19 protein-coding genes are annotated in these 20,705 nt (G+C 68.4%); 4 read left to right on the plus strand and 15 right to left on the minus strand.

Annotated elements, in window-relative coordinates:
• Nucleotides 1–29: 29 nt before the first annotated feature.
• Nucleotides 30–917: an EamA family transporter gene (locus tag ACIGHN_RS02440; RefSeq protein WP_396503134.1), complete on the minus strand. Its 888-nt coding sequence runs from the start codon at nucleotides 915–917 to the stop codon at nucleotides 30–32.
• Nucleotides 918–1,021: 104 nt separating this feature from the next.
• On the opposite strand from ACIGHN_RS02440, the gene ACIGHN_RS02445 reads away from it, so the two are divergent.
• Nucleotides 1,022–1,564, plus strand: a complete 543-nt coding sequence (locus ACIGHN_RS02445; RefSeq protein ID WP_396503135.1) for an Lrp/AsnC family transcriptional regulator — start codon at nucleotides 1,022–1,024, stop codon at nucleotides 1,562–1,564.
• A 228-nt stretch (nucleotides 1,565–1,792) separates the two neighbouring features.
• On the plus strand, nucleotides 1,793–2,269 hold the full coding sequence (locus tag ACIGHN_RS02450; RefSeq protein WP_396503136.1) for a hypothetical protein: 477 nt from the start codon (nucleotides 1,793–1,795) through the stop codon (nucleotides 2,267–2,269).
• A gap of 12 nt (nucleotides 2,270–2,281) precedes the next feature.
• Here the strand turns inward: ACIGHN_RS02450 and ACIGHN_RS02455 are convergent, their stop codons facing one another.
• From ACIGHN_RS02455 to ACIGHN_RS02480, 6 genes are all read right to left on the minus strand, one after another.
• A complete protein-coding gene (locus ACIGHN_RS02455; RefSeq protein ID WP_396503137.1) occupies nucleotides 2,282–3,085 on the minus strand; it encodes a hypothetical protein in 804 nt (267 codons plus the stop codon).
• 168 nt (nucleotides 3,086–3,253) lie between these two features.
• Nucleotides 3,254–4,249: a 2-dehydropantoate 2-reductase gene (locus tag ACIGHN_RS02460; RefSeq protein WP_396503138.1), complete on the minus strand. Its 996-nt coding sequence runs from the start codon at nucleotides 4,247–4,249 to the stop codon at nucleotides 3,254–3,256.
• A gap of 382 nt (nucleotides 4,250–4,631) precedes the next feature.
• Nucleotides 4,632–6,005: an ATP-binding protein gene (locus ACIGHN_RS02465; RefSeq protein WP_396503139.1), complete on the minus strand. Its 1,374-nt coding sequence runs from the start codon at nucleotides 6,003–6,005 to the stop codon at nucleotides 4,632–4,634.
• Nucleotides 6,005–6,664 carry a response regulator transcription factor gene (locus ACIGHN_RS02470; RefSeq protein ID WP_396503140.1) on the minus strand — a complete coding sequence of 220 codons (660 nt, stop codon included), beginning with the start codon at nucleotides 6,662–6,664 and terminating at the stop codon, nucleotides 6,005–6,007. Before ACIGHN_RS02470 ends, ACIGHN_RS02465 begins: the two co-directional genes overlap by 1 nt.
• Nucleotides 6,665–6,970: 306 nt before the next feature.
• On the minus strand, nucleotides 6,971–8,497 hold the full coding sequence (locus ACIGHN_RS02475; protein WP_396503141.1) for a DegQ family serine endoprotease: 1,527 nt from the start codon (nucleotides 8,495–8,497) through the stop codon (nucleotides 6,971–6,973).
• A gap of 279 nt (nucleotides 8,498–8,776) precedes the next feature.
• The gene (locus ACIGHN_RS02480; protein WP_396503142.1) at nucleotides 8,777–9,565 is read right to left on the minus strand and encodes an SDR family NAD(P)-dependent oxidoreductase; all 789 of its coding nucleotides are present in this window, start codon (nucleotides 9,563–9,565) and stop codon (nucleotides 8,777–8,779) included.
• Nucleotides 9,566–9,693: 128 nt separating this feature from the next.
• Here ACIGHN_RS02480 and ACIGHN_RS02485 point away from each other — a divergent pair, with 128 nt between their 5' ends.
• On the plus strand, nucleotides 9,694–10,626 hold the full coding sequence (locus tag ACIGHN_RS02485; RefSeq protein WP_396503143.1) for a LysR family transcriptional regulator: 933 nt from the start codon (nucleotides 9,694–9,696) through the stop codon (nucleotides 10,624–10,626).
• A gap of 85 nt (nucleotides 10,627–10,711) precedes the next feature.
• Here the strand turns inward: ACIGHN_RS02485 and ACIGHN_RS02490 are convergent, their stop codons facing one another.
• The 8 genes from ACIGHN_RS02490 to ACIGHN_RS02525 all read right to left on the minus strand — a co-directional run bounded on the left by ACIGHN_RS02490 (nucleotide 10,712) and on the right by ACIGHN_RS02525 (nucleotide 19,639).
• The gene (locus ACIGHN_RS02490; RefSeq protein ID WP_396503144.1) at nucleotides 10,712–11,854 is read right to left on the minus strand and encodes an aldose epimerase family protein; all 1,143 of its coding nucleotides are present in this window, start codon (nucleotides 11,852–11,854) and stop codon (nucleotides 10,712–10,714) included.
• 11 nt (nucleotides 11,855–11,865) lie between these two features.
• The gene (locus ACIGHN_RS02495; RefSeq protein ID WP_396503145.1) at nucleotides 11,866–12,816 is read right to left on the minus strand and encodes a DMT family transporter; all 951 of its coding nucleotides are present in this window, start codon (nucleotides 12,814–12,816) and stop codon (nucleotides 11,866–11,868) included.
• Nucleotides 12,817–13,194: 378 nt separating this feature from the next.
• Entirely contained in the window at nucleotides 13,195–14,769 is a 1,575-nt protein-coding gene (garD, locus tag ACIGHN_RS02500; protein WP_396503146.1) for a galactarate dehydratase, read from the minus strand.
• 189 nt (nucleotides 14,770–14,958) lie between these two features.
• Nucleotides 14,959–16,248, minus strand: coding sequence for a TRAP transporter large permease (locus ACIGHN_RS02505; RefSeq protein WP_056417799.1), 1,290 nt, complete (start codon nucleotides 16,246–16,248; stop codon nucleotides 14,959–14,961).
• Nucleotides 16,249–16,308: 60 nt separating this feature from the next.
• A complete protein-coding gene (locus tag ACIGHN_RS02510) occupies nucleotides 16,309–16,797 on the minus strand; it encodes a TRAP transporter small permease (RefSeq protein ID WP_056417796.1) in 489 nt (162 codons plus the stop codon).
• An 82-nt stretch (nucleotides 16,798–16,879) separates the two neighbouring features.
• Nucleotides 16,880–17,857: a TRAP transporter substrate-binding protein gene (locus ACIGHN_RS02515; protein ID WP_396503147.1), complete on the minus strand. Its 978-nt coding sequence runs from the start codon at nucleotides 17,855–17,857 to the stop codon at nucleotides 16,880–16,882.
• Between the two features lie 58 nt (nucleotides 17,858–17,915).
• Nucleotides 17,916–18,824: an SMP-30/gluconolactonase/LRE family protein gene (locus tag ACIGHN_RS02520; RefSeq protein WP_396503148.1), complete on the minus strand. Its 909-nt coding sequence runs from the start codon at nucleotides 18,822–18,824 to the stop codon at nucleotides 17,916–17,918.
• The gene (locus ACIGHN_RS02525; RefSeq protein WP_056417787.1) at nucleotides 18,821–19,639 is read right to left on the minus strand and encodes an NAD(P)-dependent oxidoreductase; all 819 of its coding nucleotides are present in this window, start codon (nucleotides 19,637–19,639) and stop codon (nucleotides 18,821–18,823) included. Before ACIGHN_RS02525 ends, ACIGHN_RS02520 begins: the two co-directional genes overlap by 4 nt.
• A 131-nt stretch (nucleotides 19,640–19,770) precedes the next feature.
• Between ACIGHN_RS02525 and ACIGHN_RS02530 the strand changes: the two genes are divergently transcribed.
• Nucleotides 19,771–20,499, plus strand: a complete 729-nt coding sequence (locus ACIGHN_RS02530; protein WP_056167571.1) for a FadR/GntR family transcriptional regulator — start codon at nucleotides 19,771–19,773, stop codon at nucleotides 20,497–20,499.
• Nucleotides 20,500–20,705 lie beyond the last annotated feature (206 nt).

A 20,705-nucleotide genomic window follows, 5' to 3' on the forward strand; every position in this document is an offset into this window, starting at 1 on the left:
CGAGCCCGGAGCGCCAGCGCCCTCCACCCCTAGGCAACGGCGGGTTCGCGCAGCGCGGGCTTGCTCCGCCCGGCCGTCATGGCCGTGCCCATCGATGCCGACACGATGAGACCGATGGCGAGCCACTGATTGAAGCTGAGATGCTCGCCCAGCAGGCCCATGGCCAGCACGGCGGCCACGGCGGGCTCCATGCTGATCATGATGCCGAAGGCCTCCTTGGGCAGGCGCTTCAAGGCCATCATTTCCAGCGAGATCGGGATGGCGCTGGAGATGGCCGCCACGGCCAAGCCGACAAGCAGCACGGTGGGCGTGAGCAGCGCGGCGCCCGCATGCACCACGCCCACGGGCACCACCACCAGCGCGGCCACCAGCAGCCCCAGCGATACCGTGTGCCCCGCGCGCAGGTGGCCGGCGCGCTTGCCGAACACGATGTACAGCGCCCAGAACACGGCGGCAGCCAGCGCGTAGAAAACGCCCATCGGGTCGAGCGCGCTGCCGTTCAGGCCCAGCGGCAGCAGCATGCCCAGGCCTGCCATCGCCAGGGCCACCCACACGAAGTCCACCGCGCGGCGCGACGACCAGATGGCGACCGCCAGCGGCCCCGAAAACTCGATGGCCACGGCCAGGCCGAACGGCAGCGTGCGCAGCGACATGTAGAACATCAGGTTCATGGCGCCCAGCGCGGCGCCGTAGCAGGCAATCGCCACGGCATCGGCGCGTGACAGACGCCAGCGCCAGGGGCGCCACAGCAGCAGCATCAGCACGGCCGACAGGCCCACGCGCACGGCGGTGGTGCCCTGCGCGCCCACCGCCGGAAACAGGATCTGCTTGGCCCACGACGTGCCGAACCCGAGGGCCGTGACGGAGCCCAGCACGGCCAGGAAGGGAATGAATCGTTGAAAGGGGGACGCGGTCATGGGTAAAAATATAGTTCGACCGCGGCGTGTTTTTGGCTCTGTTTCGAAGCCCTTCACGCAACTTTCGCTCACTCGCCCCTGCCCTGCACTGGAAGGCTGCCGACATGCCCACCACGCCCATTTCTGCCTCCGGCTCCGCCACCGCGCCCCTGCCGCACCCGGGCCTGGACCGCTTCGACCTGGCCATCCTCGACATCCTGCAGACGGACAACACCACGCCGCAGCGCCTGATCGCCAGGGCGGTCAATCTGTCGGCGCCCGCCGTGCAGCGGCGCATCAAGCGGCTGCAGGACAGCGGCGTGATCCGCGCCAACGTGGCCGTGATCGACCCGGTGAAGGTGGGCATGCCGCTGACCATCGTGCTCGAGATCCACCTGGAGAACGAGCGCCCCGACCGCACGGCCCCGCTGCGCGCGCGCATCGCCGCCGAAGACGCGGTGCAACAGTGCTACAGCGTGACCGGCGAGGCGGACTACCTGCTGGTGGTCAATGTGGCGTCGATGGCGGACTACGAGGCGCTGACGCGGCGGCTGTTCGACGGGGACGACAACGTGCGGCGCTTTCGCACGTCGGTGTCGCTGGGGTGTTTGAAAGCGGGGCTCAAGGTGCCGCTGGGAATGGGCATGCGCGAGGGTGTTGGGGCCTGAATGGCGACCCCGGCTGCAGGGGTGATGTTGGTGCTTGGCTCTGTCATCGTGGGTCTTTGGTCTTTGGTCTTTGGTTGAGGAGCTTGGGGGCGCAAGGGGTCCGAACGAAATGAGCCCCTCAATGACCCCACGGCCCAACGTCCTACGGCTGCCAGCGAATTCGGGCCCTAGCTGGATCGCCAGCTGGCGCCGACGATTTCCCATCAACATCACCGATGGGAACAACACATGAAAACGCCTGGTCTCCTTTGGTCCGTGCTCATTGGCGCGGTTGCCAGTGCCCGCTCGATGACACCGATGGCCACGCTGTCGGCAGCGAGGCTGCTGGGGCGCTCCACGCCCGGCAGGCTCGCATTGCTGGACCGCCCCTTGTTCAAGTATGGCGCTCTCGCCATGGGCGCCGGGGAACTGGCCGGCGACAAGATGAAGACAGCCCCCGACAGGACGGTGGCCCTGGGCCTGCTGGCGCGGACCATGAGCGCCGGCATCGCCGGTGCGGCCCTGGCCCCGCGCGGGCGTGAGCAAGCCGGAGCGCTGGCAGCGGTGGCCACCGCGGTGCCTCTGGCTTACGTCACCTTGAACGCCAGAAAAAGCGCCATGAAACGCATCGGCCAGACGCGCAGCGGCCTCATTGAAGACGCGTTGATCATCGCTGGCGGTATCGCCATCGTCGCACTGGCCGTCAGGCCCGGCAACCGCCGGTGAGCGCGCAGCCCGTCAGGGCACGGTGTAATCCGTGCAATCGGGCGCTGGGGTGTCGGGCACGTAAGTGCGGGCCTGCGGGGTGAAGCGATACAACCGCTGGTAGCTGCATCGGGGATCGGTCACGGTCACCAGGTCGCGCTGGCGAAGTGGCCGCGCCGCCAGCGAGTCTTTGGACCGCGACACGTGCCCCGGAAACGATGTCGCCTTGCTGCGATAGCGCAGCACCGGCCATCCTGCAGCGGATGCTTGCATCAGGGCGAGGCTCGCGTCGAAGCTGTATTCATCGTGGCAGGCCCCGGCACGCTGCTTCATGTGGCGCTCATTGAAACACGCCCGGATCGTCGCGCTGGAGCTCTGTGGAACACGCAGGACCTCGAACGGTAGTTGGTCGGGCACAAAGGCGATGAGATGCAGGGTGGTTGCACTGGCCCCACCGCCCGAATACATTGTGCGCTCCTCCATTTGCACACCCACAAGGATGCCGCCCTGGAAGCGGATGAGCTTGGGCCACAGCCGGGCATAAGCATCTGCGGATGGCAGCCCTGCTATCCGATAGAGCGTGTGCGCCGGATCGCCCTGACCGCCAGGCAACTGCAGGCTCACGTCCGTGCCATCGGCTGCGCCGTTGGGGCATGCCTGGCCTTCGCAGCCGGGCTCGGAGGGAGCGATTTCCACGCAGAGTGGGTCTGGCGTACAACCGACCGCGGCCCATCCTTCGGATGGGCTGATGACCAGCGTATCCGTGCGCGGTGGTGCGGCGAGGGAGGGGGCCGATGCCACGAGCGCAGCGGCTGCAAGGAGAATGAATTTGCGCATGATCAAAAGCTTAGCGGCCCCAACGCAGCGTTGACGTGAACGCAGCTTGGCGGGGGGGTCTGCGCAACGCAGGGATGGAAGGTTGGGACAGGGAGCGCATGCGCCTTGGCAAGCCATCGACCTGGGTTCGACGGCAAGGCGCCAAGCTTCTTCCCGGCACATCCGGTCTCACGCCAGACCCAACGCGTTGCGCATTTCTCTGCCCGTCAACCGCAGCCGCGGGCCACCGAGCAACTCGCACATGCGCGCACTGAGCGGCGCCTGCCCACCGTGCTGCGCAGCCAGCCGCACCACCGCTCCGCAGATGGCGTCGATCTCGGTCACGCGGCCCGCCTCGAGGTCGTCCCACATGGACGAGCGCGCCTTTTCGTCGATCTGCAGCATGCGCCGGGCCAGCCGCGTGAACAGCCAGTTGGGCAGGCGCAGCACATGGGGCAGCAGGCGCGGCGACACCGCGGTGACCTTGGCCGGGGAGATGCCGGCGCGCGCCATCGCCACCAGTGCCTCGGACTGCAGCGCGGCAAAGACGAAGCGGCAGTCGCGGTCGAGCAGCTCTTCGCGCAGCGGCAGGTTGGACAGCGCATTCACCGGGTTGTTGAGGTTGAGCAGCAGCTTGCCCCACTGCACCGACCGGATGTCGTACGGCAGCACGGTGGCCAGGCCCGCGGCGTTGAACCGGGGCGCCAGCCCTTCGGTGACCTCGTCGCGCTGCAGCTGCAGGTGCCCCGCCGTGGCGCGGTGCACATGGGCGCCGCGCAGCACCACGTTGTAGGGCACCATGCCGGCCAGCACTTTCAGGCCGGGGGCCAGCGCGGCCAGCCGGGCCACGTTGTCCACGCCGTTCTGCAGCGAGATGACGGGGGTGCCGGGCGGGCAGGCAGCAGCCAGCTCGCGCGCGGCGGCTTCGGTGGCGCCGCTCTTGACGCACAGCAGCACCACGCTCTGCGCGCGGGGCACCGCGTCGGCCAGGGTGGTGGCCATGCGCAGCGCGGTGGGCGGCACCTGCTGGTCGAGGCCGCCGAGGTCCGTCACCCGCAGGCCCTGCAGCGCGATGGGCTCCAGCGCGTGGGGACGGCCCACCAGGCATACCGTATGGCCCTGCGAAGCCAGCCGCCCGCCCACGTAGCAGCCGATGGCACCCGCGCCCAGAACGATGAAATTCATGTGATGACGATCCCGTTGAAGCCCTGAGGAAACGCACGGCAGGCCAGGCTCGCACGGCCCCCGTGCGACACGGCGGCCCGCAGCGTGCGCATTGTGCGGCGATGCAGGCGCGTGCCCTGGCACCCGGGCGACGCAGCAGCGCTACCGCTCTCCACCCAGCGCCACGCCGCACGCCAGAGTTTGATCTTTTTTGGCACCTTCCGCTGGATGGACAAGCGCAAGCAGCTACCAAAACTATAGCATCCACACAACGCACTGACCAGCGCCCCATGAGTGCTGCCTCCGTGCGGCGTCAGTGCGGGGCCAGTGCGGGGCCAGTGCCACGGGCATCTCACCCGGTCGGGCTTGCGCGCAGGCAGCCGTGCCCACGCGCGGGAGCCGCCTACGCCACGCCCGGCCACCGCACCGTGGCCCGCAGCCCGCCCAGCCGGGGCGATGCGTCCAGCGCGACCACGGCGCTGTGGGCCTGCGCAATGGCCTGCACGATGGCCAGGCCCAGGCCGCTGCCCGGTGCGCCGTCGCTGGTCTCGCGCACGAAGCGCTGCATCACGCGGGCGCGGTGTTCCTCGGCAATGCCGGGGCCGCTGTCTTCCACCGTCAATTCAACAGCCTGGCCGTCGGCCGCACGCCGGACCTGCAGGTCCACCCGGCCGCCCGCGGGCGTGTACTTGACGGCGTTGTCGAGCAGGTTGCGCACCAGCATGCGCAGCGCCTCGGCGTTGCCGGGTACGGTGGCCGCATCGGAGTCGAGCAGGCCCAGGTCGATGGACCGCGCCTGCGCCGCCGGGGCCACGTCGGCCAGCGCCAGCTGCGCCACGGCCTGCAGGTCCACCGGCTCGGTGTGTGCGCCGGGAGCCGCCGCACCCGCCTCCTGGCGGGCCAGAGTCAACAATTGCTCCACCAGCCGCGTGGCGCGATCGATGCCCGAGGACAGGCGCTCGATGGCGGCGGCCCGCGCAGCGTCGTCGCCCGCGCGCTGCAGGCCCTGCAGTTGCAGGCGCAGCGCGGCCAACGGGGACCGCAGCTCGTGCGCGGCGTCGGCCACGAAGTGCTGCTGCGCGTCGAACGCGCGCTGCACGCGCTCGAACAGCAGGTTGAGCTCGCTCACCAGGGGCTGTACCTCGTCGGGCAACTGCGCGTCGCTGACGGGCGAGAGGTCGTCGGCCTGGCGCTGGGCCAGTTGGCGGCGCACGCGCTCCACCGGCGCGAGCGACCGGCTCACGCCCCACCACACGGCCAGCACCAAGAGCGGCGCCATGAAGGCCAGCGGCGCCAGCGTGCGCAGCGCCAGGGCGCGCGCCATGCCCCGGCGGGCCGCCATGTTCTGCGCCACCTGGATGACCTGCGAGCGCGTCTGCATCGAGAACACCCGGTAGGTGCCGCCCCGTGCCTGCACGTCGGTGAAGCCCAGCACCGCGATCTGCGGCAGCGCCGCGCCCACGGCGGATTCGAAGATGCGCAGGCCTTCGTTGGTCCACACCTGCACGATGAATTCGTGGTTCTCGTCCTCCGGGTCCAGCCCCGGGCCCAGGCCTTGCGCGTCCACCGGCAGGCCCGAGCGCAGCGCCAGCGCGGTCTGCTGCATGTGGTAGTCGAACAGCGTGTCGGCCTCGGCCAGCGCGCCCCGGTAGGCCAGCGCGCCCTGCACGGCGCCGGCCAGCACGATGGCGGCCAGGATGAAGATCAAGAGCCGCGTGCGCAGCGAGCGCGGCAGCACCGCGCGCACGGCTTGCAGGGCTGGGGTGATTTTTTCCATCATGCCTTGGGCACCAGGTAGCCCACGCCGCGCACATTCAGCAGCACCTCGGCGCCCAGCTTCTTGCGCAGCCCGTGGATGTACACCTCGACCGCGTTGCTGCTGACTTCGTCGCCCCAGCCGTAGAGCTTGTCTTCGAGCTGCTGGCGCGACAGCACCATGCCCGGCCGCGCGATCAGCGGCTCGAGCACCGCCCATTCACGCGCCGAGAGCACGACCGGCACGCCCTGCACCGAGGCCTCGCGCGTGGCGGGGTTGATGCACACGCCCTTGTGTTCGTACACCGGCTCGGCCCGGCCGGCGGCACGGCGCAGCAGGGCACGGATGCGGGCGAGCAGTTCGTCCAGGTCATAGGGCTTGAGCACGTAGTCGTCGGCGCCGGCGTCGAGCCCTTCGATGCGTTGCGTGACCGAGTCGCGGGCTGTAGCCACCAGCACCGGGGTGCGGTCCTTGCGCGTGCGCAGGTCGCGCAGCACCGAGAGCCCGTCGCGCTGGGGCAGGCCCAGGTCGAGCAGCACGAGGTCGTAGGCCTGCGTGCGCAGGGCGGTGTCGGCCGCGTTGCCGTCGCGGGCCCAGTCGACCGCGTAGTTCTCGGCGCGCAGCAGGTCCTGCACGGCTTCGCCGATCATGGTGTCGTCTTCTACGAGGAGCAGTCGCATGGTGGGGCGAGCATAGCGAATGGCGGGAGTGGGGTTGCGCCCTGGCTTCGACAGGCTCAGCCCGAACGGGTGGGGGCGCTAAGGGGTTGGGGCGCTACGGGTGGAGCCTAGGAGCATGTATTGCATGCCGGGCAGTTAATCCCCAATCCGTTCACACTGAGCTTGTCGAAGTGCCGCCACGGTCGGTGACCTTGCTTCGACAGGCTCAGCCCGAACGGGTAGGGTCGGGCTGAGGTGTGGAGGTTGGGGCACCCCGCCCCGCTCCTCCCACCCCACCCACCTCACCCCCATCCCCCCATCAGCCCATCAGCCCAAACGCACCGGCACAAAGATCTTGTTGCCGTCGCGCTCGATGAGCAGCGCCACCGACTTGCCGGCCTTGGCCATCGCCGTGCGCACCTGGTCGATGTTCTTGGCCGGTGCGCCGTTGATGGCCAGCAGCACGTCGCCGGGCTGCACGCCCGCGGCGGCAGCGGGGCCGCGGGCCTGCTCGATCACGAGGCCCTCGCTCACGCCCACCTCGCGGCGTTCGTCAGCATCGAGGGGGCGAAGCGACAGGCCCAGCTGCGCCTTGCCCACGGCTTCTTCGGCGCGCGCCTGCTTGCTGCCCGCCTTGTCGCTGGCGTCGCCCAGGGTGGCGGTCAGCTCCACCGGCTGGCCGCGGCGCCACACCGACAGCTTGGCCTGCTGGCCGGGCTGGGCCTGGCCCACCCACGCGGGCAGGTCGCCCGAGGCGACGATGGCATGGCCGTCCACCTGGCGGATCACGTCGCCGGGCTGCAGGCCCGCCTTCTCGGCGGGGCTGCCCTTGCTCACGCTGGCCACCAGTGCGCCTTCGGGCTTGTCGAGCTGGAAGGATTCGGCAAACGCCTGGTTCACCTCCTGCACTGCCACGCCGAGCTGCGCATGGCGCACCTTGCCGGTGGCGACGATCTGGTCCTTGATCCTGGCGGCCAGCTCGATGGGGATCGCGAACGACACGCCCTGGTAGCCGCCCGAGCGGCTGTAGATCTGCGAGTTGATGCCCACGACCTCGCCGCGCGCATTGAACAGCGGCCCGCCCGAGTTGCCGGGGTTCACCGCCACGTCGGTCTGGATGAAGGGCACCAGGCTGTCGTCGGGCAGCGAGCGGCCCTTGGCGCTGACCACACCGGCGGTCACGCTGTTCTCGAAGCCGAAGGGCGAGCCGATGGCCAGCACCCATTCGCCCACCTGCAGGTCGCGCGTGCTGCCCAGGCGCACCACGGGCAGGTCCTTGGCGTCGATCTTGAGCACGGCCACATCGGTCTTGGGGTCCGAGCCCAGCACCTTGGCGCGGAACTCGCGCCGGTCGGTGAGCTTGACGGTGACGTCGCTCGCGCCCTTGACCACGTGCGCGTTGGTCAGCACCAGCCCGTCGGGACTGACGATGAAGCCCGAGCCCAGGCCGTGGGTGGGCACGTTGGGCCGGCCCTGCGCGCCCGCGCCGGGCATGCCGAACTGGCGGAAGAATTCGTAGAACGGATCGTTCGGATCGATCTGAGGGCCCCGGCCCTGGCGGGCGGTGGGCTGGCTTTCGTCGTCGTCATCGTCATCGTTGGCCATGGCGGCCTTGGTGCTGCCGGTGACGCTGATGTTGACCACCGCCGCGCCATTTTGCGCCGTGATCTGCGCAAAGCTGGGCAGTGCGCCGCCCGAGGGTGCCGCAGGGGTCTGCGCCACGATGGGGGTAGCCGGCGTGACCGCGCGGGCCTGGTGGCCGCTGATCAGCCCGGCGCCGGTGGCGCCCAGAGCGCCCGCGGCCACCAGGGCCAGAATCAGGCGGCGGGGAGTGGATGCAAGCGTGTTGCTCATGGTGTCTGCCTTTTCAATCAGGGTTGCGATGGAAGGCAGTGTGGGCAGCGACACTTAGACGAAACTTAGGCTGCGGGATGTGCATGTGGGTGCATTTGGAGCATTCTTTTCCCGCCCAAGGGCCTTCGATACTGGCGCGACCCCAGGCCAGTGCCACCGTGCAAGGGCCGCCATGCTGCGTATGCGGCGCTGCGCTTGCGTGCACCGGTGGCGTCCCCCTCCCTAGCGCAAAGCGCGTAGAGAGAGGGGGAAGGCGCGTAGCGCCTCAGGGGGTGCACTCTACAAAAACATGCCGCCCGAGGCCTCGATGCGCTGCGCATTCACCCAGCGCGTGGCGGGCTGCAGCAGGGCTGCGACCAGCGGGCCGATGTCCTCCGCCACGCCCACGCGGCCCAGCGCGGTCTGGCCGGCGACAAAGGCGTTGAGCTGTGCGTTGTCGCGCACGGCGCCGCCGCCAAAATCCGTCTCGATGGCACCCGGGGCCACGACGTTCACGGCGATGCCGCGCGGGCCCAGCTCCTTGGCCAGGTAGCGGCTGAGCACCTCGATGGCGCCCTTCATCGCCGCATAGGCCGCATAGCCGGGCAAGGCGAAGCGGGCCAGGCCCGACGACAAGTTCAGGATGCGGCCGCCGTCGTTCATCAGCGGCAGCAGGCGCTGCGTGAGAAAGAACACGCCCTTGAGGTGCACGTTGACCAGCGCATCGAACTGCGCCTCGGTGGTCTCGGCAAACGCTGCGTGCACGCCCATGCCGGCGTTGTTGACCAGGAAGTCGATGCGCTCGCGCTCCCAGCCGGACTGCAGGGCCTGCGACAGCTGGCCGGCAAACGCCTCGAAGCTGCCGACGTCGCCCACATCCAGCGGCAGTGCCACGGCGCGCCGGCCCAGGGCCTCGATCTCGGCCACCACGGCCTGGGCTTCGGCGGCCTGCTGGCGGTAGGTCAGCACCACGTCGATGCCGCTCTTCGCAGCCGCCAGCGCGGCGCTGCGGCCCAGGCCCCGGCTGCCGCCGGTGACGAGGACGATGGGGGTGGAGGAAGACGATGAAGTGTGTGCCGGTGCGGTCATGAGAAGGTCCTCGGGTAGGGGTGGGGTGCCTGCCACGGGGTGCAGCGGGCATGAAGCGAACTTTATTGATTCCCCACGGATACATAAACCAGGCAAAATTGAATTGATTGTTCAAAAATAAATAGCCAATGAACCCCTTTGACCGCATGCAGATTTTTGCCCGCGTCGCCGAGCTGGCCAGCTTCACGCAGGCCGCGCAGGTGCTGGGCATCCCCAAGGCCAACGCCTCGCTGGCCGTGCAGCAACTGGAGGCGCAGCTGGGCACGCGCCTGCTGCACCGCACGACGCGCCGCGTGCAGCTGACGCAGGACGGGCAGGTCTACTACGAGCGCTGCAAGGACCTGCTGGCCGACGTGGAAGAGCTGCAAACCCTGTTCACCCACCCCGAGGGCGCCGACCCGCAGGGCCGGGTGCGCATCGACATGTCCACCGGCATCGCGCGCCAGTTGGTCCTGCCGCGCCTGCCCGAGCTGCTGCAGCGCCACGCCCTGCTGCAGGTGGAGCTGAGCAGCACCGACCGGCGCGTGGACCTGGTGCGCGAGGGTTTTGACTGCGTGATCCGCGTGGGCCCGGTGGCAGAGCCCGGCCTGGTGGCGCGCCCGCTGGGCGTGGTGCGCGTGGCCACCTGCGCCAGCCCCGGCTACCTGGCCAGCAAGGGCACGCCCCGCACGCTGGCCGACCTGGCGCAGCACGACCTGGTGCACTACGTGAGTACGCTGGGCACACGCTCGGCGGGCTTCGAGGTGCAGGACGGCGACAGCCCGCAGTTCCACCCCATGGACGGGCGCGTCACCGTGAACAGTGCCGAGGCCTACCTGGGCGCCTGCGCCGCCGGGCTGGGCCTGATCCAGGCGCCGCTGCTGGGCGTGCGCGAGCTGATCGACAAGGGGCTGCTGGTGGAAGTGCTGCAGGACCACCCTGCCCCGCCCATGCCCGTGACGCTGCTGTATGCCCACCGGCGCCACCTGCCCCAGCGCGTGCGGGTGGTGATGGACTGGCTGGCGGCGGTGGTGCAGGAGCACCTGCAGCGCGAGGCGGCCGCAGCAGCCCAGCAGGCATAGCTATCAATTCAATAGCTGACAGCGCTTGCCAGACAAGCGGTAGAGGCCTGAAAAGCTTGAAAACCCATGAAGGCAAGCGGACGCATCAGCCTGTGAACCGGTAGACGATGGCCCCGCGCACCAGCTCGCCCGGCTGCCACCAGCGCGCGCCGAAGCCGAGGTGGTTGGGCGCGTCGGGGTACTCCATGGGCTCCAGGCAAATGCCGTCGCCGGGCTGCCACAGCCAGGGCGTGCCGGGCGCGCCGATGGCGCTGCGCCCGCTGTCACGCATCGGGTCGGCCTTGAGGCCGTGGCCGGCATACACCTGCACGCCCGGAGCAGTGGTCCACACCTGCATTGCGCGCCCGCTGGCAGGGTCGCTGAGCAGGGCTGCGGGCCGCAGGCCCCCCGGCGTGATCGGCGAGGCCAGCGCGGGTGCTTGCAGAGCCCAGGCGGGCAGCGCGGCGCCGGGAGCGTCGCCCCAGGCCAGGTAGTGGTCCAGCCCGCCTGCGCGCGCCAGTTGCCCGTGCGGGTGCGCCACGGCATCGCCCACACGGCGGGGCGCACGAAAGTCGAACGGCGTGCCCTGCACCGGCTCCACCGTGCCGACGGGGCACACATCCGCCGCCAGCGGCACATAGTAGCTGGCGGGCACCTGCAGCACATGGCCGTGCGTGCTGCCCGCACCGGCCAGGTTGAAGAACGCATGGCCGGTGATGTTGACCACCGTGGGCGCATCGGCCACCTCGGCCGTCCAGGCCATGTGCAGCGCGTTGTCGGGTGCGATGGCCAGGTCCAGCGTCAGCCGCACGGTGCCGGGCACGCCGTCGTCCTGCGTGCGAAACACGTGTTGCAGGCGCAGTGCATCGGGCCGCGCCTCGGCCACCGTGAACACCTGGAACCGGCTGCCCAGCGGGCCGCCGTGGTGGTGGTGCGGACCGCTGTTGGTGGGCAGCTGCAGCGTGGTGCCATCGGGCAACTTCAGTTGTCCGTGGCGCAGCCGCCCGGCCCAGCGGCCGATGATGGCGCCCATGGAGAGTTGCCCATCCAGGTAGCCCTGCAGGCTGTCGTAGCCCAGCGCCACGTCGGCCAGGCCGCCCTGCCCGTCCGGCACCGCCACCTGCACCAGGCGGGCGCCGTAGTTGCTGACCGCCACCTGCAGCCCGCCCGCGCCGCGCAGGGTGTACAGGTCGGTGGGTTGACCGTGGAGGGTGTGCGTGAACGCGTCGCGATGGAGGGTATGGGCCATGGGCAGCGAGTCTAGGGCTTGGCAGGGGGCGTGGCCGGCGTGGCCGCAGGCGCATCGCGCGTGACCAGCCAGATGCCGGCGCACACCAGCACCAGGGCCAGCAGGTTCTTCCACTCCAGCAGCGCCTCGCCCAGGAACAGCGCCGACAGCGCCGCGCCGAAGATCGGTACCGTGAAGTTGAACACCGTGATCTGGCTCACCCGGTTGTGCTTGAGCAAGATGCTCCACAGCGAGAACGCGGCCGACGACAGCAGCGCCAGGTACACCAGCAGCGCAGCCGAGCCCCAGGTAAAGCCCGTGAGCGAGCCGCCCAGCACCCCGCCGACGGCCAGCAGCGCCGCGCCGCCAATGCCCAGTTGCCAGCCGGTCATGACCACCGAGTCCATGCGCTGCGACACCTGCTTGCCGTAGATGCTGGCCGCGGCCAGCACGAAGGCTGCGATCACCACGAAGCCTTCGCCCAGCAGCGTGAAGTCCATGTCCAGCGTGCCGCGCCCCAGGTTGACCACCATCACCCCCACAAAGCCCACCAGGCAGCCCCAGAGCTTGGCGTGACTCAGCCGGTCGTTGTGATAGACCCAGTGCGCCAGCAGCACGCTGAAGAAGGTGCCGGTGGCGTTCATGATCGAGCCCTTGACGCCCGTCGTGTAGGCCAGCCCCACGTAGAAGAACACGTACTGCAGCGTGGTCTGCGACAGGCCCAGCACCAGCAGCTGGCGCGCACTGCCCGCCCCCAGGTTCACGATGGACTTGCGCTGGCTCAGCGCCCAGGCCAGCAGGATGAGCCCCGCGCCCAGAAAGCGCCAGCCGGCGAACACCAGTTGCGATGGGATGTCGTCGCGCGCAATGCCGAACCAGGCGTAGCCGGTCTTGATGGCGGGGTAGGAACTGCCCCAGAGCAGGCAACACAGCAGCGCCAGCGCCACCACGACCTTGCGGTCGGAAAATCGGGTGTGAGGCATGGGATTCGTCTTTCTCTCTAGTGACACAGCCCGTGCAAGGACGGGCTGTGGGGATGGGGTTTCGGCAGATCGTGTCTCATGGATCTGTCTCGAAAAAAAACTTAAAACCCGTTCACGCTGAGCTTGTCGAAGCGCCGCGCAGGGCTTCGACAAGCTCAGCCCGACCGGGTATTTGGTGGGTTTGAAGGATGGAGGGGACGACCAAGTACGGTCCCTCAAAAAGCATGCTTCAGACCGGTCCTACGCACCCATTCGTAAATATCCACACCGTTCACGCCGAGCCCTTCGACGGGCTCAGGACAGGCCTGCCGAAGCGCAGTGCGAGGCTTCGACAGGCTCAGCCCGAACGGCTGTGGGTGAAGCACATTGCCATCCGATTCAAGTCACCGGCGCCGGATTGAACAGCACCAGCGCGTTGTGCAGCTTCCACTGCTCCGCCCATGTCTTCTTGCGGCCGCTGGCCACATCGAGCAGCAGGTGGAACATCTCCCAGCCCAGATCTTCGATGGTGGCCTCGCCGTCGGCGATCTTGCCGGCGTTGATGTCCATCAGGTCGTGCCAGCGGCGCGCCAGGTCGCTGCGCGTGGCCACCTTGACCACGGGGCATTCGGCCAGGCCGTAGGGCGTGCCCCGGCCGGTGGTGAACACATGCAGGTTCATGCCGGCGGCCAGCTGCAGCGTGCCGCAGATGAAATCGCTGGCGGGCGTGGCGGCGTACACCAGGCCGCGCTGGTCGCGGCGCAGTTTTTCGCCCGGGGCCAGCACGTGCGAGATGGGCGCGGTGCCGCTCTTGATGATGGAGCCCATGGCCTTCTCGGCGATGTTGGACAGGCCGCCCGCCTTGTTGCCCGGCGTGGTGTTGGCTGCGCGGTCCACGCGGCCGCGGTCCAGGTAGCGGTCGTACCAGCCCAGTTCGCGCACGATGGCTTCGGCCACCTCCGGCGTGGCGGCGCGGCTGGTGAGCTGCTCGACCGCGTCGCGCACCTCGGTGTTCTCACTGAACATCACCGCGGCGCCTGCGCGCACCAGCAGGTCGGCGCAAAAGCCCACAGCCGGGTTGGCGGTGACGCCCGAGAACGCGTCGCTGCCGCCACACTGCACGCCCAGCACCAGCTCGCTGGCCGGGATGGTCTCGCGGCGGCGGGCGTTCAGGCGCGCAAGGTGAGGCCTGGCGCTTTGCACGATGTCGTCGAGCATCGACATGAAGCCCACGTGGTGGTCGGCCTGCAGGCACACCGTCTCGGGGCCCAGGGCCGCATCGCGCTCGTCGGTGATGGGGAAGCTGCCCGGGGGCAGCAGGCGATCGGGCTGCAGTTTCTCGCAACCCAGGCTCACCACCATGATCTCGCCGCCGAAGTTGGGGTTCAGGCTGATGTGCTTGAGCGTGCGGATGGGGATGACCGCGTCGGGCGCGTCGATGGCCACGCCGCAGCCGTAGGTGTGTTCCAGGCCGATCACGTCGTCGACGCTCGGAAACAACGGCAGCAGCTCGGTCTTGATGCGGTGCACGGCCTGCGCGACCACGCCGGCAACGCACTGCACCGTGGTGGTGATCGCCAGGATGTTGCGCGTGCCCACCGAGCCGTCCGCGTTGCGGTAGCCCTCGAAGGTGTAGCCCGTCAACGGCTCCAGCACCGGGGGCTTCACCGTGGCCATGGGCAGGCCTTCCAGCGCACGGGCCGAGGGCATCTGCAGCAGCCGCTCGTGCACCCAGCTGCCGGCCGCGATGTCCTTGAGCGCATAGCCGATGGGCACGTTGTAGCGGCGCACCACGCCGCCTTCGGGGATGTCCGCCAGCGCCACTTTGTGGCCCTGGGGCACCTTGTAGCGCAGCGCGATGCCGGCGCCGGGCACGCCGGGCGGCAGCACGGTGCCGGCGGGCAGGCCACCGTCGTTGGCGACGATGGCGACGTTGTCTTCCGCATGCATGCGGATGGTGAGGGCTTCTCGCATCGGGTCTGTCACTTCTTTCACTTCTTGCTGGCGCTGCACAGCGTGCACAAAACATGCGCACTGCGCCGCCAGGGTCACCACCGGCAGCGCGCATGGCACTTCATCCACCATCACGCCGCACGGCTCAAATGCAGTCAGGGGGCAGGCTTGCAGCCACGCCCCCTGTGCTTCAGGTCAGATCACGTCGCTTCAGCCGCCTTTGAGCACCAGGTCCGGCAGCCACATCGAGAACTGCGGCACATAGGTCACCAGCATCAGCGCCACGATGAGCGCACCGTAGAACGGCCAGATGGTTTTCATCACCTCGCCCACCGAAACGCCCCCGATGGTGCACCCGATGAACTGCGTGGTGCCCACGGGCGGCGTGTTCAGGCCCAGCGCGCAGTTGATCAGCATCACGATGCCGAACTGCTCGGTGGACATGCCGAACTGCTGGCAGATGGGCAGGAAGATCGGCGTGCAGATGAGGATGGTCGCCGCCATGTCGAGGAACGTGCCCAGAACGAACAGGATGATGTTCACGCACAGGAAGATGACCCACGGCGACGAAGTCATGGACTTGAGCGCATCGCCCGTGAGTTCGGCCACGCCGTACAAACCGATGAGGTAGCCGAACATCGACGAGATGCCGATGAGCAGCAGCACCGTGCCGGTGGTCTTGACGGCCTTGGACGCGGCCTTGAGGAACTGCTCGCGGGTGAGGCGCTTGTAGACGAACACCGACAGGATCAGCGCCCACAGCACCGCGACCGACGCGGACTCGGTCGCCGTGAAGGCCCCCGACAGAATGCCCGCGATGATGATCACCACCACGGCCAGTCCCGGCAGCGATGCGCGGAACGAGATCCACACGATCTCCCAGCCGGGGAAGGTGCCCGCGGGGTAGCCGCGCTTGACGGCCACGAAGTACGCGGCCGCCAGGTTGCAGATGGTCAGCAGCAGGGCGGGCACGATGCCCGCGAGGATCAGCGCCGCGATGCTCACCTTGCCGCCGGCCGCCAGCGTGAAGATGATGAGGTTGTGCGACGTGGGCATGAGCGCGCCCACCAGCGATGCGTGGGTGGTCACGTTGACGGCGTAGTCGGCGTGGTAGCCCTCTTTCTTCATCTGCGGGATGAGCACGGCACCCATGGCAGACACGTCGGCCACGGGCGAACCCGAGACGCCGCCGAACAGCGTGCAGGCGAGCACGTTGCTCATGCCCAGGCCGCCGCGCACATGGCCCGCCACGCTCTTGGCGAAGTCCACGATCTTGTCGGCGATGCCGCCGTACATCATGATTTCGCCGGCGAAGATGAAGAACGGAATCGCCAGGAACGAGAACGGGTTCATGCCCGAAATCATCTGCTGGAACCCCACCGCCAGCGGCAGGCCTTCATACAGGATGGTGGCCAGCGACGACAGGCCGATGGAAAAGGCCACGGGCACGCCCAGCAGCAGCAGGAGCGTGAAGGTCACGCAGAGGATGGTCAACGCCATGGTGGTGGAATCTCGGTGGAAATCGGTGAGAAGACGGTGTGAGCGCGCAGGAACGGCCGCTCAATGCCAGGCGGGCTCGACCTCGACGCCGCGCAGGATGGCGATGATGTGCTCCAGCGAGAACATGGCCACCAGCACGCCGGCCATGGCGGGCGGCACGTACTTGAAGGCTTCGGAGATACCGAGCGTGGGGATCTTGTAAGGAGCCACCGATTCGGCCAGCACGCCGCAGTTCCAGGCCATGACGGCGCCGAACACCAGCACCAGCGCGTGGATCAGCAACTCGAGCTTGGTGCGCAGCCAGTCGGGCGCCAGAACCAGAAAGGATTCGAGACCGATGTGGCCGGCATCGCGCACGCCGACTGCCATGCCGAGCATGGTCACGTAGAGCACGAGCAGCACGGCGCCGCTCTCGGCCCAGGTGGGTGTGTCGTTGAACACGTAGCGGCCGATGACCTGGTAGAGCACGGCGCAAACCAGCAGGACGAGCCCTCCTACCCCGAGTTGAAGGCAGGTGCGCGCAATGAAAGCGCAGAGTCGCGTGTACATAGTGGACATTCAAAAACAACTGGAAGTGGACAGGCGGCGCACTGCTCTGTGTGCCACCTGCCCTGAAGACGCTGGCTTTTTCTTACTGCACCGCGTCGATGCGCTTGACCATGTCCTGGAGCTTGGGGTCCTTCAGGAACTTGTCGTACACCGGCTTCATCGCGTTCTTGAACGCGACCTTGTCGATCTCCACGATCTGTGCGCCGCCGGCCTTCACCGTGGCCAGGGACTTTTCTTCACGCTCGTCCCAGATCTTGCGCATGAAGCCCACCGATTCCTTGGCGGCAGCGCGGATGGCCTTTTGCTCGTCGGCGCTCAGCGTGTCCCACACGCGCTTGCTGAACAACAGGATCTCGGGCGCCATGGAGTGCTCGGTCTTGTTGAAGTACTTGGCCACTTCGAAGTGGCGCGAGCTTTCGTAGCTGGGATAGTTGTTTTCGGCAGCGTCCACCAGGCCGGTCTTGAGCGCGGTATAGACCTCGCCGAAGGGCATGGGGGTGGCATTGGCACCCATGGCTTCGAGCAGGGACACCCACAGGTCGCTCTGCTGCACGCGCACCTTCAGGCCCTTGACGTCGGCCAGGGTCTTGATGGGCTTCTTGACGGTGTAGATCGAGCGGGCGCCGGAGTCGTAGAACGCCAGGCCCACGAAGCCTTGCGATTCGCAGTCCTTCAGGATCTCGTCGCCGATGGCGCCGTCGAGCACCTTGCGCATGTGTTCTTTGTCGCGGAACAGGAAGGGCATGGTGGGCACCATGGTGGCGGGGCAGATGTTGTTCATGGGCGCGACGTTCACGCGCGTCATGGCGATCGCACCCAGCTTGGTCTGCTCGATGGTGTCCTTCTCGATGCCGAGCGACCCCTTGGCATACACCTTGATGCTGTGCTTGCCGCCCGTGGCCTTGGACAGCGTCTCGCCCATGTGGCGCACGGCCAGCACGGTGGGGTAGTCCTCGGGGTGGATGTCCGACGAGCGGAATTCCGTGGCCTGCGCGGCCAGGCTGCCGAACAGGACGCTGGCAGCCAGTGCGACGCGGCCAAACAGATGGGGGATTTTCATGGTTGTCTCCTGGGTTGAAATGTTGTGAATTGGGGGAGAGTTCCGGGGCCTGTTGTCCTCAGGCGCTCCGATAGGGTGTTTCCGGCAACCCCGCCACGCCGGGCCGGGTGGCAAAGATGGCGCCGCCCAGCGCCACGTCGTCGCCCTGGGGCTGCCCCGGGCGGATGGAGGCGATGAACAGCACGTCCAGCCCCGGGCCGCCGAAGCTGCACATCGAGGGCTTGCTGGTGGGCACGGCGATGGACCGGTCCAGGCGGCCGTCGGGCGTGAAGCGGTGCACCACGCCGGCGTCGTTGCCGCAGATCCAGTAGCAGCCGTCGGCATCCACCGCGCCGCCGTCGGGCCGGCCGGGCAGATCGCGCATGTCGACGAACAGCGAGCGCTCGCCCAGGGACCCATCGTCGTGCAATGGCAACTGCCAGATCTGCTGCACGCTCGGGTGGCTGTCGCTCAGGTACATGGTCTTGCCGTCGGGGCTGAAGCCCAGGCCGTTTTGCGTGACCAGGCCCTGCACCTGCGGTGCCGACAGGCCGCGCTCTCCATCCATGCGGTACAGGCTGCCCGCGGCCTGCGCCAGCGACATGTCGCGCACCATGGTGCCCGCCCAGAAGCGGCCCTGGCGGTCGCAGCGGCCGTCGTTGAAGCGCATGCCGGGCTGGGGGTGGTCCACGCCGGCCAGCAGCGTGGCGGCCAGCGTGCCGCCCACTTGGGGCTGCAGGTGAAAGACGCCCGTGTCCATGCCGGCGATCAGCCCGCCGGCTGCGTGCAGCGCGATGCAGGCAGGGCGCTCGGCGGTGTCCCAGCTTTGCAGGTGCTGGTCCGCATAGGTCCAGCGGTGCAGCTGGCGGCCTTCGATGTCCACCCACCAGAGCGCCTGCTCGGCAGCGCTCCACACCGGGCTTTCGCCCACCTGGTCGCGGTGGTCGGGCAGCAGCAGGTCCACGGACGGCGTCATCGGGGCGCTCATTCGAAAGGGCCGGTGCGCACGAAGGGGCCGCCCTGGTAGATCACGGCGGGGTCGGTCAGGTCGGGGTGGGGGTCGGCCGCCTCGACCTTGGCGCGGAAGGGCTCGGAGCTGTCCTGCGGGCGGTAGCCGATGTGGCGCGCCAGGGTGTTGTCCCACCAGGTGGTGGTGTTGTCGCCCATGCCGTAGATGGTGCTGTGGCCCACGACCGGCGCGGTCAGGCTGGCGACCACCAGGCGCTCCAGGTCGTCGTAGCTCATCCAGGTGGCCAGCATGCGGCGGTTGCGTGGCTCGGGGAACGAGGAGCCGATGCGCAGGCACACGGTCTCGATGCCGTAGCGGTCGAAATAAAAGCGCGAGAGGTCTTCGCCAAACGCCTTGGACAAGCCGTACAGGCCGTCCGGGCGGGCCGGGTCTGCCAGGCCCACGACTTCGTCCTGGCGATAGAAGCCGGTGACGTGGTTGGAGCTGGCGAACACCACGCGCTTGACGCCCTGCTTGCGCGCGGCTTCGTACAGGTTGTATGCGCCGACGATGTTGGCCTGCAGGATCAGGTCCCAGGGCTGTTCGGTGGACACGCCGCCCAGGTGGATCACGGCATCCACGCCTTCCAGCAGGCTGAGCACGGCGCCGGCATCTTCCAGCCGTGCGGGGCGCACTTCCTCGCCCTCGGCCTCTGCGCCCAGGTCCGCGATGTCCGACAGGCGCAGCGTGGTGCAATACGCCGGCAGCCGCGTGCGCAGCTCTTTGCCCAGCCCCCCGGCGGCGCCCGTCAGAAGCAAGCGTTGAAAACGGATCGGCGTCGGATGGCAAGGCATGGCGGTTACAAAGGCAGAGGTTCTTGGTACAGTGACAACACTCTTGCTATACGTCATCAGTTGTCGTACAACAAAGAAAGAGCAATGTACCGCTTCTGCCCCACGAGGCCACATAGGGATAACACCAAGAAATGAACACCGTTACCGAGCTTCGCCGCAAGCCCCGCACCCTGGCCCTGGAGCTGGTCGAATCCCTGGGCGACCGCATCCGCGACGGCCGCCTGGCCCTGGGCGACAAGCTGCCGACCGAAGCCGCGATCATGACGGAGTTCAGCGTGAGCCGCACCGTGGTGCGCGAGGCGATTTCCAAGCTCCAGGCCTCGGGCCTGGTGGAGACGCGCCACGGTATCGGCACCTTCGTGCTGGGGCTGGGCCAGGCGCCCGGCTTCAAGATCACGCCCGACCAGTTCAGCACGCTGCGCGACGTGATCGCCGTGCTGGAGCTGCGCATCGGCGTGGAGACCGAGGCGGCGGCCCTGGCCGCCCAGCGCCGCACCGACGCCAACCTCAAGGCCATGCGTGAAGCGCTGGACGCGGTGGCCGCCGCCGTGGAGGCCGGGCGCGACGCGGTGGCGTCGGACTTCCAGTTCCACCTGGAGATCGCACGCGCCACGCACAACAGCCACTTCGCGGAACTCATGGGCACGCTGGGCAGCATGATCATTCCTCGCGCGCGCCTGGACTCGGTGGACGGCGTGAGCAACGAGCGCAGCCAGTACCTGCGGCGCGTGAACGGCGAGCACGAAAGCATTTACGACGCCATCGTGGCGCAGGACCCGGACGCCGCCCGCGCCGCCATGCGCACCCACCTGGCCAACAGCCGTGAACGCCGCCGGCGCGCACAGGCCGAGGCCAGCTGAACGCCCCCGCTACTGGCAGGCCACAGTCTCGGCGCCTAAGTAGTTACCCTGGCAAAAGTATGCGCACATTGTTGTACGATGACATACAACATATTCTTTTGCCTGGGTGCGTCGTCCTTGGGCCGCCGCACCACCGCGGCGCTTGCGGCGCGGCGCCGGATCCAAGCGCCACGACGTCCGCAGCCCGGAGGGCTTGAAGACTTGTC

Origin of the sequence: Acidovorax sp. NPDC077693, assembly GCF_044542805.1 — a bacterium.
In the GTDB taxonomy this organism is placed as follows: Bacteria; Pseudomonadota; Gammaproteobacteria; order Burkholderiales; family Burkholderiaceae_C; genus Acidovorax.